General features: G+C 70.2%; 15 protein-coding genes. 4 read left to right on the top strand and 11 right to left on the bottom strand.

Annotated features, from left to right (window positions below; genetic code table 11):
* Window positions 1–99: 99 nt before the first annotated feature.
* The 3 genes from QZ749_RS11510 to QZ749_RS11500 are packed head-to-tail and all read right to left on the bottom strand — an operon-like array spanning window position 100 to window position 3,445.
* The gene (locus QZ749_RS11510) at window positions 100–1,482 is read right to left on the bottom strand and encodes a caspase family protein (RefSeq protein ID WP_296946754.1); all 1,383 of its coding nucleotides are present in this window, start codon (window positions 1,480–1,482) and stop codon (window positions 100–102) included.
* Window positions 1,482–2,648 carry a hypothetical protein gene (locus tag QZ749_RS11505; protein WP_296946750.1) on the bottom strand — a complete coding sequence of 389 codons (1,167 nt, stop codon included), beginning with the start codon at window positions 2,646–2,648 and terminating at the stop codon, window positions 1,482–1,484. Before QZ749_RS11505 ends, QZ749_RS11510 begins: the two co-directional genes overlap by 1 nt.
* On the bottom strand, window positions 2,645–3,445 hold the full coding sequence (locus tag QZ749_RS11500; protein ID WP_296946747.1) for a hypothetical protein: 801 nt from the start codon (window positions 3,443–3,445) through the stop codon (window positions 2,645–2,647). The genes QZ749_RS11505 and QZ749_RS11500 overlap by 4 nt, the downstream gene beginning before the upstream one ends.
* 197 nt (window positions 3,446–3,642) lie before the next feature.
* Between QZ749_RS11500 and QZ749_RS11495 the strand changes: the two genes are divergently transcribed.
* Window positions 3,643–4,929 (top strand): AAA family ATPase, encoded by a 1,287-nt coding sequence (locus QZ749_RS11495; protein WP_296946745.1) that lies wholly within the window; start codon window positions 3,643–3,645, stop codon window positions 4,927–4,929.
* Window positions 4,930–4,933: 4 nt separating this feature from the next.
* On the opposite strand, the gene QZ749_RS11490 is transcribed toward QZ749_RS11495, so the two are convergent.
* Both QZ749_RS11490 and QZ749_RS11485 read right to left on the bottom strand, forming a co-directional pair.
* Window positions 4,934–6,505 carry a methyl-accepting chemotaxis protein gene (locus QZ749_RS11490; protein ID WP_296946742.1) on the bottom strand — a complete coding sequence of 524 codons (1,572 nt, stop codon included), beginning with the start codon at window positions 6,503–6,505 and terminating at the stop codon, window positions 4,934–4,936.
* A gap of 20 nt (window positions 6,506–6,525) precedes the next feature.
* Complete coding sequence (locus QZ749_RS11485; protein ID WP_296946741.1) at window positions 6,526–7,629, bottom strand: alkene reductase; 1,104 nt, start codon at window positions 7,627–7,629, stop codon at window positions 6,526–6,528.
* Between the two features lie 103 nt (window positions 7,630–7,732).
* On the opposite strand from QZ749_RS11485, the gene QZ749_RS11480 reads away from it, so the two are divergent.
* The 3 genes from QZ749_RS11480 (at window position 7,733) to QZ749_RS11470 (ending at window position 10,706) form a co-directional block, all read left to right on the top strand.
* The gene (locus QZ749_RS11480) at window positions 7,733–8,677 is read left to right on the top strand and encodes a LysR family transcriptional regulator (protein WP_296946739.1); all 945 of its coding nucleotides are present in this window, start codon (window positions 7,733–7,735) and stop codon (window positions 8,675–8,677) included.
* A gap of 205 nt (window positions 8,678–8,882) precedes the next feature.
* The gene (locus QZ749_RS11475; RefSeq protein ID WP_296946736.1) at window positions 8,883–9,767 is read left to right on the top strand and encodes a flagellin; all 885 of its coding nucleotides are present in this window, start codon (window positions 8,883–8,885) and stop codon (window positions 9,765–9,767) included.
* A gap of 84 nt (window positions 9,768–9,851) precedes the next feature.
* The gene (locus QZ749_RS11470; RefSeq protein WP_296946733.1) at window positions 9,852–10,706 is read left to right on the top strand and encodes a hypothetical protein; all 855 of its coding nucleotides are present in this window, start codon (window positions 9,852–9,854) and stop codon (window positions 10,704–10,706) included.
* A 244-nt stretch (window positions 10,707–10,950) separates the two neighbouring features.
* Here QZ749_RS11470 and flhA read toward each other — a convergent pair whose 3' ends face one another.
* From flhA to QZ749_RS11440, 6 genes are read right to left on the bottom strand one after another with little or no spacing between them, the layout of a single operon-like run.
* Window positions 10,951–13,044, bottom strand: coding sequence for a flagellar biosynthesis protein FlhA (gene flhA / locus QZ749_RS11465; RefSeq protein WP_296946730.1), 2,094 nt, complete (start codon window positions 13,042–13,044; stop codon window positions 10,951–10,953).
* Window positions 13,041–14,183: a flagellar biosynthesis protein FlhB gene (locus tag QZ749_RS11460; protein WP_296946728.1), complete on the bottom strand. Its 1,143-nt coding sequence runs from the start codon at window positions 14,181–14,183 to the stop codon at window positions 13,041–13,043. The genes flhA and QZ749_RS11460 overlap by 4 nt, the downstream gene beginning before the upstream one ends.
* Window positions 14,176–14,955, bottom strand: coding sequence for a flagellar biosynthetic protein FliR (gene fliR / locus QZ749_RS11455; protein WP_296946725.1), 780 nt, complete (start codon window positions 14,953–14,955; stop codon window positions 14,176–14,178). The genes QZ749_RS11460 and fliR overlap by 8 nt, the downstream gene beginning before the upstream one ends.
* A gap of 10 nt (window positions 14,956–14,965) precedes the next feature.
* A complete protein-coding gene (gene fliQ, locus QZ749_RS11450; protein WP_296946722.1) occupies window positions 14,966–15,235 on the bottom strand; it encodes a flagellar biosynthesis protein FliQ in 270 nt (89 codons plus the stop codon).
* Window positions 15,236–15,265: 30 nt separating this feature from the next.
* A complete protein-coding gene (fliP, locus tag QZ749_RS11445) occupies window positions 15,266–16,042 on the bottom strand; it encodes a flagellar type III secretion system pore protein FliP (protein ID WP_296946720.1) in 777 nt (258 codons plus the stop codon).
* On the bottom strand, window positions 16,039–16,401 hold the full coding sequence (locus QZ749_RS11440) for a FliM/FliN family flagellar motor switch protein (protein WP_296946717.1): 363 nt from the start codon (window positions 16,399–16,401) through the stop codon (window positions 16,039–16,041). Before QZ749_RS11440 ends, fliP begins: the two co-directional genes overlap by 4 nt.
* Window positions 16,402–16,404 lie beyond the last annotated feature (3 nt).

Genomic DNA, 16,404 nt, shown 5'->3' with positions numbered 1-16,404 from the left:
GCAGGTATTGATGGTTTGCAACAACAACACCGGGCCTGCTCCCATAACGGGAGCGGCCGGATTTTTTGACGGGACGGCGACGATTTTTTTTCCGTTCCCTCAACGGTTGCGCGGCGCCGCCTGCGCGGGAATGCGCAGGCTCTCCATCATGGCGCGGGCGGCATCGCCGAAGTCGACGTTGCCCGGGTTGGCGAGCAGCTGCAGCTGCACCAGGTCGAGCTTGGCGCGCGGGTAGTTGGCGCCGGCGGCCGACTCGATCCATTGCCGGCTCTTGTTCAGGTTGCGCTCCGTGCCGTGGCCCGCGTAGTACATCTCGCCGATTTCCACCTGGGCCAGCGGGAAGCCGGCGTCGGCCGCCTTCTGCAGCCACTTCCAGGCCGCGCCGTTGTTCGCCTTGTGGCGCGCCACCTGCTGCGAGCCGGCCATCCGCACCGGCTCGATGCCCTCGCGGTAGGCCAGGCCCAGCACCGTCTGCGCGACCACGCTGCCGCCGGCGGCCTGGTGCTGCAGGGCCGGCAGCTCGTCGGGGGTCAGGCGGCGCACGCGCTGCTGGACTTCCCAATCCAGCTCGCTGAACTCGGCGGCGCTCATCTGGCGGTACCAGGCGTTCGCGCCTTCCTGGCGCCCGTGGGTCCCGCGCATCGCCTGCCCGCGCGCGTCCACGGCGCCCGGCCGGGCCGGCGCGGCGGCCAGCCTGGCGTCGTATCTGGCGTCGAAGAAGTAGTTCCCGGCCAGCGAGGATTCGACCCAGGGGATCTGGTCGTCGCGCGTCTGGCGGCGCACGTCGTCGCCGACCTGGCGGAAGATCGCCAGCAGTTCGCTGCCGGGCCGGGGCAGCGTCCTCGCGAGGGTCGCGGTGTACAGGCTGTTGCCGCCCTTGCCGTCCGGCGCCAGCTGGCCGGGCGACGTCGAATACGCGACCAGCGTGCCGCGCGGCGCCTCCACGCGCGCCAGGCCCAGGTCGCGGAAACTGCGGTAGCGCACCGCGCCGCCCGGCTGGAACGGGTTGTTGCGGCAGGCGTCGAGCACGACGATGTTAACCGCCGACCTGGCGCGTGCGAGGCGCTCGAGCAGGGTGCCCAGCGCGTATGAACGCACCTTGGCCGAGGATTCGCTGGTGACCGGCATGTCGACCGGCGTCAGGTAGTTGCTGTTCCCGAGCTGCATGCCGTGGCCGGCATAGTAGACGAAGGCGGTCGCCCCTTGCGGCAGGCGCGCGGCGAAGTCGCCGACCACGCTCGCCAGCTGGTCGCGGCCGAGGTCGTACTGCTCGGTCACCGCGAAGCCCATTCCGGCCAGCGTCCTGGCCATCAGGCGGGCGTCGTTGCCGGCGTTCGGCAGCCCGTGGCCGTCGCCGTAGCGGCTGTTGCCGATCACCAGCGCCAGCTTCGCGTTGCCGGCGGCGGGCGCCGCGCCCGCCGCCACCGCCGCGGGAGACCAGCAGCAGGCCGCCCCCAGGACCCAGCCCAGTACGATGTGCATCAATGTCCGCATGCGCGTCTCTCCGGTGCGATGACGTCGACCTGCTCGACCAGGTGCAGTTGCCGCAGCACGGCCGCCACTTCGGCCGGGTCCTGGTCGGGCGCAGGCAGGATCCATATCTCGCCCGTCTCCGACGGTCCGCTCACCAGGGTGGCGTCGACGCGACGCAGGGCCAGCACCAGTTCCGAATACGGGGTGTCGAGCTTGAACATGACGCGCAGCCTGGGGCGGCAGGCGTCGGCCTGCTGCACCGTCCCGGCGCCGCGGTAGACCGGCTCCTCGTCCTGCATGGGCTGGCCGGCCAGCATCCAGGCCGCCTGGCCGACGACGACCGCCAGCGCGCCGAAGGTCCAGGCCGGGCGCACGAAGGTGTCGCGCACGCGGTCCCACCAGCCGCGCTCCGGCCGCGCTTCCGGCCGCGCTTCCGGCCGCGCTTCCGGTCGCGCTTGCGGCACCGCGGCGGCCGCGCATTCGGCGGCCAGCCGGCGGTACAGCCGCTGGTAGGCGGCGCGCGGGTCGTCGTCGCCGCGCAGCGGGGTGCCGGTGACGACGGTGGTTTCGGCATCGAGGTCCCAGGCGCCGATGCGGCCCGGACGCGGGGCGACGAAATCGTCGTCGCGGCGCGCCGGATCGGACAGCTTGAGGACGGCGCCGAGGCGTTCGGCCGGCAGCCTGCCGAGGACCGGCTCGTCCCCGCGCAGCACCACCTCGACCGGGTTCCAGGCCTGGACCATGGCCGCCTCGGGCGCCAGCACGCCGTCGTCTTCCTGCAGCACCAGGTCGCGCTCGGACGCATAGTCGGCTTCCTGCACGACCATCCAGCCGGCCCAGCGCCGGCCGTCGATCCAGCGTCCCAGCAGGACGCCGCAGGTGCGGCCCAGGCGCCGGCCCTGGCCATCCCGTTGCGGCACCGCGACCAGGGCGCGGATCTGGCCGACGGCCGGCGGCTGCGGCGCGTTGGCCTGCACCGCCGCGACCCTGCGCGCCACCAGGTCCTGCAGGTAATCGGGCATCGGCGCGAGCGGCAGCGCGTCGGCGGCGCCATCGGCGCCAGTATCGGCTGCAGTGTCGGCGGCGGCGTCCATGACGGCGGCGCCGCTAGCGTCATCGTCCGGGCCGAACAGTTCGCGCTCGATGAGCGCCAGCGGGGGATGCAGCATCGTCATGCGACCTCCTTCAGGCGCAGGCGCACCTGCTGGCACAGCAGGATCAGCAATGCCGCCAGCTCCTGGCGCCATTCCGGGTCCAGTTGCGCGCCGGTCGAGCGCAGCCAGGCGCCGATCTTGGTCTTTTCGTAGCCGCGGAACGTCTCGCCCTTGCTGCGCGTGATGCCCAGCTTCTGCGCCCGGATGTGGAACATGGTGCCGAGGTTCAGGCGCTGCGCGATGCGCGACACCGGCTCGGGCTTGCCGTCGGCGCAGGAATGGTGGCGCAGGTAGGCGCGCTCGCCGATGGCGAGCGTCTCGATGAAACCGTCGGCGCTGTGCAGCACGGCCTGGACGTCGATGCCGGCTTCGCCGAGCAGGTCGATATGCGGATCCGCGCTGCCCATGGCCGCGGCGTCGTCCGCCAGGTCGACATCGTCGGCCACCTCGACGCCGTCCTTCTCGGCCATGTCGTCGAGCGAGCCCGCCACGTGCTTGCGGCTGGCGCGCCACACGTCCTTCGCGTAATTCTTCAGGTAGCCATGCAGCGCATAGGCATTCTGCAGCGGGCCGGCCTTCGAGGTCTCGGCATTGAGCAGGATCTTGTCCTGGAAAAAGCGGTTGACCAGGTCGCGCCGCTCCTCCTGGCCGTTGTACTCCTCGGGCAGGGACGTGCGCATCAGCAGGCGCACCACGCAGTGGTAGAAATCCACCCATTCGGCCCGGCCCAGCGCGGCGCGCCGGTTCCAGTAGTCGACGATCCTGGCATTGGCGTCGCCGGCCCCGGTGTGCGGGCGCTTGTCGTCGTCGTCGCTCATGTGTTTCCCGTTCGCAATAAAAGAGTAAGCATAAATGATTTGCCAACTTTTGTGGTTGTTTTATAAAGGGATGAGGCCGCATGCACCAGCCTTGCCTCCATAACGCGACAACGGGGATTTTTTGAAGATTGGCGCACGCCGTTCAAAAAATGCGCGCGGCCGCGTTCTGGGCGTATCGACATCGACAGGAGGCATGCATGCACTTCCACTCACCCGCTCCGCTCCCCACCCACGCCGCCGCGCCGGCGCCGCGTTTCGGCGACGCCCAGGCGCGCGCGCTGGCCGACGCCCTGTGCGCGGCCGCCGGCCACGTCGCCGACGCCGAACTGACGCGCTACCTGGTGCGCCTGTTCGCCTCCCTGCCCCATGCGCCGGGGGACCTGGTGCAGGTGCTGTCGCAGCGCGGCGACGAGATCGCGGAGGCGGTCGAGAAGGATGCGCGCGACAGCGACCTGCACACGCTGCCCGACCAGTTCGCGGCGCTGCTGAGCGTGGTGGAGACGCGCGCCGGCGACCCGGCGGCGCAGCCCTGGCTGGACGTGTCCGCCTTCATCGAGGCGAAGAAGCGCACCGGCACGGGCGCGGGCGAACGGACCGACGCGGACAAGGACCACGCGCGCTTCCTGAACAAGGTCATGGGCGCCGGCATGATGCGGCGCAGCCAGCCGGCCGCGGCGCCGCTGCAGTTGATGGGCCTGCGCGAACGCTTCCCGAACTTCGAGCGGCCGATCCGCTTCCTGGCCGAACAGGGCGCATACGCGCGCCTGCGCGGCATGCCGTTCCAGCCGGTGCCGATCCTGCTGGCCGGGCCGGCCGGCTGCGGCAAGACCAGCTTCGCGGCGGCCCTGGCCGAGCTGCTGGGCAGCCGCAGCGAGGTATTGAACATGGCATCCCAGACCTGCGGCTTCTCGCTCGGCGGGATGGACCGCGGCTGGTCGTCGGCGCGCCCGGGCCTGGTGTTCGAGGCCTTGCTGCACGGGACCACGCTGTCGCCGGTGATCCTGCTGGACGAGATCGACAAGACCGCCAGCGAGGCGCGCTCGGACCCGCTCGGCCCGCTCTACACGCTGCTCGAGCCGCGCAGCGCGCGCACGTTCCGCGACGAGTACGCCGGCTTCCCGGTCGACGCCAGCCAGGTGGTGTGGCTGGCGACGGCCAACGACACCGCCGCCATCCCGGCGCCGCTGCTGAGCCGCTTCAAGGTGTTCGAGATCGCGCCGCCGAGCGGCGCCGACCTGCTGGCGATCGCCGAATCGATGCTGGCGGAACTGGGCGCCGGCCTGCCGCAGGCGCCGCGCCGCCTGCCCCCGGCCTGGCACGCGCGCCTGGCCGCGTGTTCGGTGCGCGACCTGCGCATCGGCCTGCAGGAAGCGCTCGGGCGCGCCGCCCTGCGCGCCGTGTCGGACGGCGCCGCGCTGACGCTGGACGACCAGGACCTGGTGGTGGCGGCGCCGGGGGCCAGGGCGCCGATGGGGTTCCGCTAGGAGCCTAGGGTCGGCCCAGGGCCGGCCGCGCGGACAGCCGGAACGCCCCCACCATCCCCGACAGGCCCGCCGCCTGGTCGCGCAGGCTGCCGGCCGCGGCGGCGGCCTGCTCGACCAGCGCGGCGTTCTGCTGCGTGACCGCATCCATCTCGCCGATCGCCACGTTGACGTGGCCGATGCCGGTGCGCTGCTCGCTGGAGGCGGCGCGGATCTCGGCGATGACGGCGCCCACGCGTTCGACGCTGGCGACCACGTCCTGCATCGCGGCGCCGGCCTGGCCGGCCAGGCGCGTGCCGTCGCGCACGTCGCGCACGCTGGCGTCGATCAGGTCCTTGATCTCGCGCGCCGCGGTCGCGCTGCGCTGGGCCAGGCCGCGCACTTCGGCCGCCACCACGGCGAAGCCGCGCCCCTGCTCCCCGGCGCGCGCCGCTTCCACCGCGGCGTTCAGCGCCAGGATGTTGGTCTGGAACGCGATGCCCTCGATGACGCCGATGATGGCCTCGATGCGTCCCGCGCTCGCGTGGATCGCGGCCATCGTGTCGACCACCTGGCCGACCGCGCCGCCGCCGCGCCGCGCCGTGGCGCACGCCTGCGCCGCCAGCGCATCGGCGCGGCCCGCGTTCTCGGCATTGTGGCCGACGGCCCGGGTCAGCTGCTCCATCGACGCCGCCGTCTCTTCCAGCGAGCCGGCCTGCGCCTCCGTGCGTCCCGACAGGTCCAGGTTGCCCGTGGCGATCTGGGTCGACGCCGTCGCGATGGTGTCGGCGCTGGCGCGGATCGCCCCGATCATGCCGGCCAGGTTGTCCTGCATGGTCTTCATCGCGAACAGCAGGCTGGCGCGGCCGGCGCCGGCCACGCTGACCTCGGTGCCGAGGTCGCGCGCGGCGATCCGCAGCGCCACCTCGGCCGCGTATTCCGGGCTGCCGCCGAGGGTGCGCGCCAGGCTGCGGCTGACGGTCCAGATGATCGCCGCCAGCAGCGCGGCGGCCGTGCCGGAGATCAGCGCGGCGACGCCCAGCGAGGCGCGGAACGCCGCGTCGATGTCGTCCACGTAGACGCCGGTCACCAGCGCCCAGCCCCAGGGCTTGTAGCCGCTGACGTGGGCCAGCTTGGCCGAGGGTTGCGTGCGCCCGGGACGCAACCACAGGTAGGACAGGATCCCTTCGCCGCCGCCGGACGCCGCCACCCTGGCGATCTCGCGGAACACGTAGACGCCGGCCGGGTCGCGGAAACCGCTCATGTCGCGGCCGTCGATGGCCGGGTCGCCCGGGTTCTGGATGGCGCGCGCGTCCAGTCCCAGGACCGCCACGTAGCCGTCCTCGCCGTAGCGCATGTCGCCCAGCACCTCCAGCGCGCGCCGCTTCGCCTCGGCGTCGCTCAGGCGGTCGGCGGCGGCGTCGGCGGCGAAGCCCTGCACGATGGACAGGGCCGACTTGCCGACGTCGGCGATGTCGGCGCGGCGCTCCTCGACGCGCAGCTGGCGCGCCTGCAGCACGTAGAACAGCGAGACGGCGCACAGGCACGCCAGGCTCGCGACCAGGGGCAGCCACAGCGTCTGGCGGAAGGTGAGTCGCATGCGGGATCCTTTCGCGCCGGTCAGCGGGCGGTGGCCAGCTCGGGATAGTCGAGGTAGCCGCGCGCGCCGCCGCCGTAGAACGAGAACGGGTCCGGCGCGTTGTACGGGCCGCCGCGGCGGATGCGTTCGACCAGGTCGGGGTTGGCGATGAAGCTGCGCCCGAACGAGACCATGTCGGCCATGCCGGACGCCAGCAGCGCGTCGCCCGAGGCGGCATCGAGGCCGCCGTTGGCGATGATGGCGCCGCCGAAGTTCGGGCGCAGGATCGCCAGGATGCGCGCCATGTCGGGCGCCCCGCCCCAGGCATTGGTGTCGGCCGCGTGGATGTAGGCGACGCCGGTGGCGCTGAGCAGGCGCGCCACGTAGGCATAGGTGTCCTCGGTGTGCGGGTCGATGGCGTTGTTGTAGCCGGCGAACGGCGAGATGCGCACGCCGATGCGCCCGGCCGGCATCTCGTCGGCCACGGCCTGCAGCACCAGTTCGAGGAAGCGCGCGCGCTTGACCAGGCTGCCGCCGAATTCGTCGTCGCGGCGGTTGGTGTGCGGCGACAGGAACTGGTGCGGCAGGTAGCCGTTGCCGGCGTGGATCTCGACGCCGTCGATGCCGGCGCGCACGGCATTGCGCGCGCCGATGCGGAACTCCTCGATCGCGCGGTGCACCTCGTCGGTGCTCATGGCGCGCGCCGGCGACGCCGCGATCCGGGTGTAGAAGCCGTTGCCCAGCGCGCCGTAGGCCTGCAGCAGGTGCAGGTCGTCGTTGACGGCGGACGGCGCCAGCGGCTCGCGCCCGTCCAGCAGCGCGTAGGAACTGACCCGGCCACTGTGCCACAGCTGGGCGAACAGGTGGCCGCCGGCCGCGTGCACCGCGTCCATCGTGCGGCGCCAGCCATTCGTCTGGGCCGGGCTGTACAGGCCGGGCGCGAGCTCGAAGGCGGCCGAATTGGGCGAGACGTTGGTCGCCTCGCTGACGATCAGGCCGGCGCCGGCGCGCTGGGCGTAATACAGGGCATTGTCGGCGCTCGGCACGCCGTCGCGGCCGGAGCGCGAGCGCGTCACGGGCGCCATGGCGATGCGGTTGGGGAGAACGAGGTCGCCGAGGCGGATGGGATCGAACAGGCTGGTCATGATAGGCTCCATGCAAGAAGATGGGCTCCACTCTATCCGCGCCCAAGCTGGGCGATAATCCATCCGCCGCCGACAACACCGTTGCGCTCCAAGCAAAGATACGATGGACAGATTCGCCGAACTCAAGACTTTCTGCACCGTGGCCGCCTGCGGCGGCTTCTCCCCCGCCGCGCGCCGCCTCGGGCTGGCCACGTCCTCCGTCACGCGCATGGTCGACGCCCTGGAACACCGCCTGGGCGTCGTGCTGCTGAACCGCTCCACGCGCAGCGTCACGCTGACCGACCAGGGACGCAGCTATTACGAAGACGCGCAGCGCATCCTCGAGCAGCTCGACGCCGCCGACGACGCCGTCGCCGACCAGGGCGCCGGGGCCAGCCTGCGCGGCGTGCTGCGCGTGGCCGCGCCGGTCACCTTCGCCGCCATGCACGTCGCGCCGATCCTGCCGGCGCTGCGCGCGCGCCATCCGGGCCTGGCGCTCGACCTGCGCCTGTCCGACACCGCGGTCAACCTGATCGACGAGTCGATCGACGTGGCGATCCGCATCGGCGGGCTCGACCCGCAGGCCAACCTGGTGGCGCGCCGCCTGGCCGGCCACGAGCGCTTGCTGGTCGCCAGCCCCGGCTACCTGGCCGCGCGCGGCGAGCCGCGCCACCCGGCCGACCTGGCCAGCCACGACTGCCTGCAGTTCGCCTTCGCCGACAACCGCCGCACCTGGCGCCTGCGCCGCGCCGCCGGCATCGACGGGGTCGCCCCGGACGAGCTGCCGGTCGAGGAGATCCCGGTCGACAGCGTGGTGCTGGCCAACAGCGGCGAACTGCTGCGCCAGGCCGCGCTGGCCGGGCTGGGGGTGGCGATGCTGGCGCACTGGCTGGTGCGCGAGGACCTGCTGGCCGGGCGGCTGGTGCAGGTGCTGCAGGACTACCAGGTCAACCCGGGGCCGATGGACGTCGGCCTGTACGCGCTGTACCAGGCCAACCGGCGCGGCTCGCGCAAGATCCGGGTGTTCGTCGACCTGCTGGCCGAGCACCTGCAGGCGTTCGACCGCTGATCAGGCGCTCGTGCGGCCATGCATGGCGCATGGCCGCCGCACCGGGCTGGTGCAACGGTTTCGTGGCCAAAAGGACAAGACACAAAAAAAATCGAAAAAATTTCCACTTGGAATTTAATGCCGGCGCAAAAACCGTCGTCCTGTACTCATGAGAGCGCGAGATGCGCAACCTCCCAACAGTATCCAGTTAATCAGGAGCCATATCATGCTGAGCCTTCACACCAACGCCGCCTCGCTTTCCGCCCAATCCTCGCTGTCCAAGACCCAGAACAGCCTGTCGAACTCGATGACCCGCCTGTCGACCGGCTACCGCATCAACTCGTCGATGGACGACGCCGCCGGCCTGCAGATCGCCACCCGCCTGAAAGCCCAGAGCAGCGGCATGGCCGTGGCAATGCGCAACACCCAGAATTCGATCTCGATGATGCAGACCGCCGACGGCGCGCTCGACGAAGTCAACAACATCCTGACCCGCATGAAGGACCTGGCAACCCAGGCCGCCGACGGCTCGTCGTCGGACGACGACAAGACCGCGATGGACGCCGAGTACAACTCGCTGACCGACGAACTGAGCAACATCTTCAGCAACACCAGCTTCGGCGGCACCAAGCTGCTGTCGTCGGACGGCAAGCTGGCCGGCGAAGACGGCATCACCTTCCAGATCGGTTCGGACAAGTCGGAAACCATGACCGCCAAGTTCAACACCGAACTGGGCGACGACGGCGTGATCGGCAAGATCAAGGCCGCCGTGGACGACAAGCTCGCCACCGACGGCACCGGCGACGCATCGGAAAACACCGTGCTGAGCACCGACGCCAACGGCGCCATCGACAACCTGAACGAAGCCATCAAGTCGGTCTCGACCCTGCGCTCGAAGCTGGGTGCCGTTTCGAACCGCCTCGACCACGTCTACAACAACTTGTCGAACATGTCGAGCAACACCCAGGCCGCCACCGGCCGCATCATGGACGTCGACTTCGCGACCGAATCGGCTTCGATGACCTCGAACCAGATGCTGATGCAAGCCGGCACCGCCATGCTGAAGCAGACCAACAGCATGTCCTCGATGGTCATGTCGCTGCTGCAGTAATAGGCCAGCGCCCCGGGCAGACGCGCCCGGGTCCTCCGAAAGGCCAGCCCGACGCTGGCCTTTTTACTTGATACCGCCGAGCATATGGCCAGCTTCTCCTTCCCTGCCCTGCCGCCTGCCGCACCGTCTCCCGTCGCCGCTCCCGTGGTGCCGACCGCCGCGCCGGCGCTGCCCGTGGGCGCGGTCGAGGCCATCGTGCCGGTGGCCCTGCTGCAGGCCGACATCGACGGCTTCCCGCTGCCGGCCGCGCAACCGGCGCCCGGCCTGGCGGCGCCCGGCGCGGCGCCCGACGGCGCGGCGATGCGCCCGGACCAGGTGGCGATGGCGCGCCAGCTGCACTGGCCCGCGCCCGACGCCGGCGCCCTGGCCGGCGCCTGGCGCGGCATGGTGCGCAGCTACGGTTCGCAACTGGTCGCGCGCGAGATCCAGTCGCGCCCCGGCCAGCTGCCGACGGCGCTGCTGCAGACCGGCCAGGATGCGCAACTGCTGCGCCAGGCCGGCCTGGACGGCCCGCCGTTCGATGCCTGGCGCTTCACCGTGCACGCCGGCGGCCCGCGCGAGCAGCACCTGCGCGTGATCGGCGAACAGGAACAACAGAAAGGCGGGCGCCAGCGCCGCCGGCGCACCGCCTTGCGCCTGGAACTGGTGCTGGCCGACGGCAGCATCGTCACCGTGCAGGCCGAACCGCTGGCCGACGGCGTGATGCTGGAACTGTGCGCATCGGACGCCCACGCCGCCGCCCACTTGCGCACGCTCCAGCCGCAGCTCGAGACAGCCGTGTGGCGCTCGGGCCTGCGCGTGCTGGGCTGGACCTGGCGCGACACCCTGCCCCCCGCCCCCGCACACGCGCGCCTGCCATCGACCGAGGCGGCGCACGCCCTCAGCCTGCCGGTATTCCGGGCGATGGCGGAAATGGCGCTGGTCTTGCCGGCCGATTGATCGCGAAGCACAGCGCACCCACGCTTGCGCTTCCCCAAACCGGGGTCAGAGCCCGGCTCTGACCCCGGTTTGCGTTGGGTCAAAAGTTAGCCGGCGGTACCGGCATTCCGGGCGTGCCGGCCGGCTGGACGCGAAAGAATATTTCACCCGAAGCCCTCCGATGAAATCGGATTTCACGCCCACTTGCGCTTCCGCAAACCGGGGTCAGAGCCCGGCTCTGACCCCGGTTTGTGGTGGGTCAAGGTCAGCCGACGGTGCCGACGATCGAGACTTCGCGGTTTTCCGGGATTTCGTTGTACGACAGCACGTGCAGCCCCGGCGCGAACAGGCGCGCGTAGCGGGCCAGCAGCGGGCGGATCTGCGGCAGCACGAGCAGCAGCGGCGGCGTGTGCGCCTGCTTCATCTGCTCGCGCGCCACCGGCATGTTCAGCTGCAGCTGGGACAGCAGTTGCGGGTCGATCGGGTAGTTGTCCAGCGCGACCTTGCCGCCGTTGTTCTGGCGCGCCTGGTTCAGCGAACCGAGCAGCATGTTCTCCAGGTCGCCCGACAGGTTAAACGCCGGCATGTCCTTCTTCTTGCCGTACAGGCCCGACACGATCTGGCGCCGCAGCGCGCAGCGCACCTCGGCCGCCAGCAGGATCGGGTCCTTGGTCGTCTCCGCGCTGTCCAGCAGCGTGGTGGCGATGACCACGATGTCCTTCAGCGACACGTTCTCGGCCAGCAGCACGCGGAACACGCGCAGCAGCTGGGTATGCGTGAGGGCCTTGCCCAGCGCGTCGGCCAGCTTGGGCGACAGCGCCGTCAGGCGCTCGAGCATGGCCGGCACGTCCTCGTGGCGGAACAGCTCGGCCATGTAGTCCTTGGTCACCTTCGACAGGTGGGTGGCGATCGCGCTCGCGACCTCGACCACCTGGTAGCCCTGGCCCAGCGCATGGGCCTTCTGGTCCGGCGCGATCCAGGTCACGGCCATGCCGAACGCCGGCTCGATGCCGGGGATGCCGTCCAGCTCCCCGTACACGTTCGGCGAGGCGATTGCCATCAGCGCGTCGGGCTGCACTTCGCCCTCGGCGACGACGGTGCCGTTGATGGCGATCGCGTACTGGTTCGGGCGCAGCGTCAGGTCGTCGCGCACGCCGATCGGCGGCAGCAGCAGGCCCATCTGCTCGGACAGGCTCTGGCGCACGCCCTTGACGCGCTTGCTCAGCACCTCGCCCTGGGCCTTGTCGACCATGTGCACCAGCTTGTAGCCGACGGCCAGCGCGATCGGCTGCACCACGGGCAGCTGCTGCCAGTCGAGTTCCGGCGCCTTGTCCTCGCGCAGCGCGGCCTCGATGGCGGCGACGTCGGTGGCGGCCGGTGGCGCCACCCGGTGCGCCATGCGCCAGCCGACGTAGCCCAGCGCGCCCGCGAACACCATGAAGTAGAACCACGGCATGCCCGGCACCAGCGCCAGGATCACCATCACGCCGGCGGCCGAGTACAGCACGTGCGGCTGGGCCAGCAGCTGGCCGCTGACCTGCTGCTCGAAGTCGCCCGAGTCGCTGATGCGGGTGACCAGCACCGCGGCGGCGGCCGACAGCAGCAGCGCCGGGATCTGCGCGACCAGGCCGTCGCCGATGGTCAGGAGGGCGTACTGGCGGAAGGCGTCGCCGAAGGACAGGTCGTGCATCAGCGCGCCGATCGCGACGCCGCCGACGATGTTGATCAAGAGGATCAGCATCGAGGCGATGGCGTCGCCGCGCACGAACTTCGAGGCGCCGTCCATGGCGCCGTAGAAGTCGGCCTCGGTCGCCACGTCCTTGCGGCGCTGCTGGGCCTTTTCCTGGTTGATCAGGCCGGCGTTCAGGTCGGCGTCGATCGCCATCTGCTTGCCCGGCAACGCGTCCAGGGTGAAGCGCGCCGACACTTCCGAGATGCGCTCGGCGCCCTTGGTCACGACCACGAAGTTGATGATCATGAGGATCACGAACACCACCAGGCCGACGACGAAGTTGCCGCCGATGACGACGTTGCCGAAGGCCTCGATCACCTGGCCGGCCGCGTGCGTGCCCTCGTGGCCGTGCAGCAGCACCACGCGCGTGGACGCCACGTTCAGCGCCAGGCGCATCAGGGTGGTGCCCAGGATCACGGTCGGGAACACCGAGAAGTCCAGCGGCCGCCTGGCCGACACCGACACCAGGATCACGATCAGCGCCAGCACGATGTTGAACGTGAACAGCACGTCCAGCAGCACCGGCGGCAGCGGCAGCATGATCATGGCCAGGATGGCCACGAGGAAGGCCGGCGTGGCGAACTTGTGGCGGCGCAGCTCGGCCATCAGGTTCTGGATCTGGTTCATGTCGGGGTCACCTCGCTCAAATGGGCCGGCACGGCCACTTCATTCGGGAACCGCGGGGGCGCCTGGCGCCGGCCTGCGCGGAATGCATTCAGTTGCAGCACATAGTTCAGCACCTGCGACACGGCCTGGTACAGGGCCGCCGGGATCTGCTGCTGGACCTGGCTGGTGTTGTAGATCGCGCGCGCCAGCGGCGGCAGCGACACCGTCTCGATCTTGTGCTGCGCGGCGACGGCGCGGATGTACAGCGCCATCTCGTCGACGCCCTTGGCCACCACGAACGGGGCCTCGGCGCGGTCGGTATCGTACTTCAGGGCGACGGCGTAGTGCTCGGGATTGACGATCACCACGTCGGCCGTCGGCACGGTCTTGTTCACGCTGCGCCGCGCCATCTGGTGCTGCAGCTGGCGGATGCGTCCCTTGATCTCGGGCTTGCCCTCGGTGCTCTTGTATTCCTCCTTCACTTCCTGCTTGCTCATGCGCTGGCTGCGCGCGAACAGGAAGGACTGCAGCGGCACGTCGATCAGCGCGAAGATCAGGAACACCGACACCAGCGCCATCAGGCCGTCGAACATCATCGAGGCGCCGTGCAGGATGGCGTCGTTCAGCGGCATGCGCTGCAGCTCGACCCAGGCGCCCACGCCGGAGCGGGTCGCGTGCACCAGCACCACGCCCAGCAGCGCGGCCTTGCCCACCGAGATGCCGAAGGTGCTCCAGTGCTTGCCCGAGGCCAGCTGGCCCAGGTTGCGCGCCGGGCTGAAACGTTCGAACTTCGGCACCAGGTTGTTGCCCGACATGACCCAGCCGCCCGGCACCAGGCTGGCCGCCAGGATCGCCAGCGGCACGCCCAGCAGCGGCAGGATCATCTGCACCAGCAGCAGCGCGCTGGCGCCGAACACCACCGACAGCGCGTTCTCCATCGAGCCGGCGGCGCCCAGCGGCGCGTACACCAGCCGGAACAGCGCGCGGAACGATTCCAGGTGCGTCGGCAGCATCAGGACGAACAGCTTCAGGCTGGCCAGGATGCCGACCGCCGTGGCCAGGTCCTTCGAGCGCACCACCTGGCCCTGCTCGCGCGCCTTGCGCAGCTTCTGGCTGGACGCCTTCTCTGTCTTGTCGCCGCCGGTCTGGTTGTCAGCCATGGGCCGCCCTCATCTGCTGCTGGAGCATCTCCAGCACCTGGTTGGTCATCTGCACGTAGTGCTCGGGGATGAAGCGCACGACCTGGACCAGCATCACCAGGCCGAACAGCGTCACCAGCGAAAAGCCGAGCGAGAACAGGTTCAGCGACGGCGCCACCCGGTTCAGGAAACCGAAGCCGATCTGCACCACCATCGTCGAGAACACGATCGGCAGCGCCAGCAGCACGGCCGCCGAGAACACCCAGCCGACGTTCAGCGCCACCGCCTCGAGCAGCAGCGGCTTCCAGCCGCCCGCCACCGGCCACGCATGGAAGCTCTGCCCCATCACGCCGGCCAGCACCAGGTGGCCGTCGACGGAAAAGAACACCAGCATGGCCACCAGGCCCAGCAGGCCGGACACGACGTCCGACTGCTGGCCGTTGACCGGGTCGTTCATCTGCGCCATCGAAAAGCCGATCTGGCTCGACGCCAGGAAGCCCAGCATGTTCACCACCGCCATCGTCAGCTGCAGCGCGAAGCCGAGGATGCCGCCGATGACGGCCTGCTCGACCATCGTCACCACGCCGGCCAGCGAGAACGGGTCCGGCATCGGCGCGCCGCGCGTGACCGGCAGCACCAGGAAGGCCAGCACCAGCGACAGCAGCGCGCGCACCGGGACCGGCACGATCGCGTCGCCGATCACCGGCGCGGTCGTCAGCATGGCCATGATGCGGCAGAACGGCCACCACAGCGCGCCGATCAACGGCAACAGCATGTTGCTGACTTCGATCATCGACGCGGCGCTAGGCGACGAGGCTGGCGGCGCGCTGGAACACGGCCACGCAGTAGTCCATCAGCTTGACGGTCATCCAGTGCCCGGCCAGGATCAGCGCGAGCAGCGTGACCAGCAGGCGCGGCAGGAAGCTCAGCGTCTGTTCGTTGATCTGGGTGGCGGCCTGCACGAGGGCGACGACGACGCCGGCCACCAGGCCCGGCACCACGAGCACCATCACCAGCAGCATCACGAGCTGCAGGGCTTCGACCACCACGTCCACGGCGATATCAGGAGTCATGCGGAGTACGGATTGAATGGAAACGGGGCGCTAGACGCCGTGGATGCTGCCGACCAGCGTGTTCACGGTCAGGGTCCAGCCGTCGACGAGCACGAACAGCAGCAGCTTGAACGGCAGCGAGATCACCAGCGGCGACAGCATCATCATGCCCATCGCCATCAGCACCGACGAGACCACGAGGTCGATGATCAGGAACGGGATGAACAGCATGCAGCCGATCTGGAACGCGCTCTTCAGTTCCGACAGCACGAACGCGGCCAGCTTGACCGTGAAGGCGCGCTCCATCGGCGCCATCGCGGCGGGCTCGCCGGCCAGGTGCGCGATCTGCGCCAGCGCCGTCTTGCTGGTCTGGGCCAGCATGAAGCGCGACAGCGGCACCTCGGCCGTCTTGAGCGCCTGCTCCAGCGAGATGCGGTCCTTGTCGTAGGGGACGAAGGCCTCGTTCCAGACCTGCATCCCGACCGGGCGCATCACCAGCAGCGTGAGGATCAGCGCCACGCCGGTGATGATGCGGTTGGGCAGGCCCTGCTGCAGGCCCAGGGCCTGGCGCAGCAGCGACAGCACGATCACGAAGCGGGTGAAGCTGGTCATCATCATGACCATCACGGGCAACAGCCCGAGGATGGTCATCAGGACCAGGATCTGCGACTTCACCGTCAGGCCGCTGCTCGAACCGGGGATCACGCCCGGCAGGACGTCCTGTCCCGCCGGGGCGGCCGATGCATGCGCGGCGGCCAGCAGCAATGCGGCGCCGGCGGCGGCCGGCGCATAGCGGCGCAGCAGCGCGCCGCCCTTCGACCACATCATGACGTCAGCATGTCCAGGTTGAGGCCGTCCAGGTCGATCACCTTCAGGCCGTACTGCTCGCCGGCGACCACGACTTCGGCGCGGCCGATGGCGGCGCCGTTGACCTTGATGACCAGCGGCTCGCCGGCCAGCGCGTCGAGCGGCAGCACGCTGGACGGGCCGATCGACATCAGTTCCTGCAGAGAGATGCGGGTCGAGCCCACTTCCAGCGTCAGGGTCACCGGAATGCGCCGCATCATCTGCGGCAGGCGCGGGGCGCGCGCCGCGGCGGGCGCGGGGGCGGCGGCCTCGTCGCCGGCGAGGTCATCGATGATGAGATCGCCACCGGCAGCGAATTGATCGTTCAGGTTCATATCCATAAT

The sequence above is a fragment of the uncultured Massilia sp. genome (assembly GCF_913773735.1).
In the GTDB taxonomy this organism is placed as follows: domain Bacteria; phylum Pseudomonadota; class Gammaproteobacteria; order Burkholderiales; family Burkholderiaceae_D; genus Telluria.
The sequence above is the reverse complement of the archived record's forward strand: the minus strand, read 5'-3'. Positions and strand labels throughout refer to the sequence as shown.

What these genes read in the sequence shown, in the direction of transcription:
- QZ749_RS11490 (WP_296946742.1), bottom strand. Translation starts at nt 6,505, where the DNA reads ATGCGACTCACCTTCCGCCAGACGCTGTGGCTGCCCCTGGTCGCGAGC.
- QZ749_RS11510 (WP_296946754.1), bottom strand. Translation starts at nt 1,482, where the DNA reads ATGCACATCGTACTGGGCTGGGTCCTGGGGGCGGCCTGCTGCTGGTCT.
- QZ749_RS11485 (WP_296946741.1), bottom strand. Translation starts at nt 7,629, where the DNA reads ATGACCAGCCTGTTCGATCCCATCCGCCTCGGCGACCTCGTTCTCCCC.
- QZ749_RS11470 (WP_296946733.1), top strand. Translation starts at nt 9,852, where the DNA reads ATGGCCAGCTTCTCCTTCCCTGCCCTGCCGCCTGCCGCACCGTCTCCC.
- flhA (WP_296946730.1), bottom strand. Translation starts at nt 13,044, where the DNA reads ATGAACCAGATCCAGAACCTGATGGCCGAGCTGCGCCGCCACAAGTTC.
- QZ749_RS11500 (WP_296946747.1), bottom strand. Translation starts at nt 3,445, where the DNA reads ATGAGCGACGACGACGACAAGCGCCCGCACACCGGGGCCGGCGACGCC.
- fliR (WP_296946725.1), bottom strand. Translation starts at nt 14,955, where the DNA reads ATGATCGAAGTCAGCAACATGCTGTTGCCGTTGATCGGCGCGCTGTGG.
- fliP (WP_296946720.1), bottom strand. Translation starts at nt 16,042, where the DNA reads ATGATGTGGTCGAAGGGCGGCGCGCTGCTGCGCCGCTATGCGCCGGCC.
- QZ749_RS11440 (WP_296946717.1), bottom strand. Translation starts at nt 16,401, where the DNA reads ATGGATATGAACCTGAACGATCAATTCGCTGCCGGTGGCGATCTCATC.
- QZ749_RS11480 (WP_296946739.1), top strand. Translation starts at nt 7,733, where the DNA reads ATGGACAGATTCGCCGAACTCAAGACTTTCTGCACCGTGGCCGCCTGC.
- QZ749_RS11475 (WP_296946736.1), top strand. Translation starts at nt 8,883, where the DNA reads ATGCTGAGCCTTCACACCAACGCCGCCTCGCTTTCCGCCCAATCCTCG.
- fliQ (WP_296946722.1), bottom strand. Translation starts at nt 15,235, where the DNA reads ATGACTCCTGATATCGCCGTGGACGTGGTGGTCGAAGCCCTGCAGCTC.
- QZ749_RS11495 (WP_296946745.1), top strand. Translation starts at nt 3,643, where the DNA reads ATGCACTTCCACTCACCCGCTCCGCTCCCCACCCACGCCGCCGCGCCG.
- QZ749_RS11505 (WP_296946750.1), bottom strand. Translation starts at nt 2,648, where the DNA reads ATGACGATGCTGCATCCCCCGCTGGCGCTCATCGAGCGCGAACTGTTC.
- QZ749_RS11460 (WP_296946728.1), bottom strand. Translation starts at nt 14,183, where the DNA reads ATGGCTGACAACCAGACCGGCGGCGACAAGACAGAGAAGGCGTCCAGC.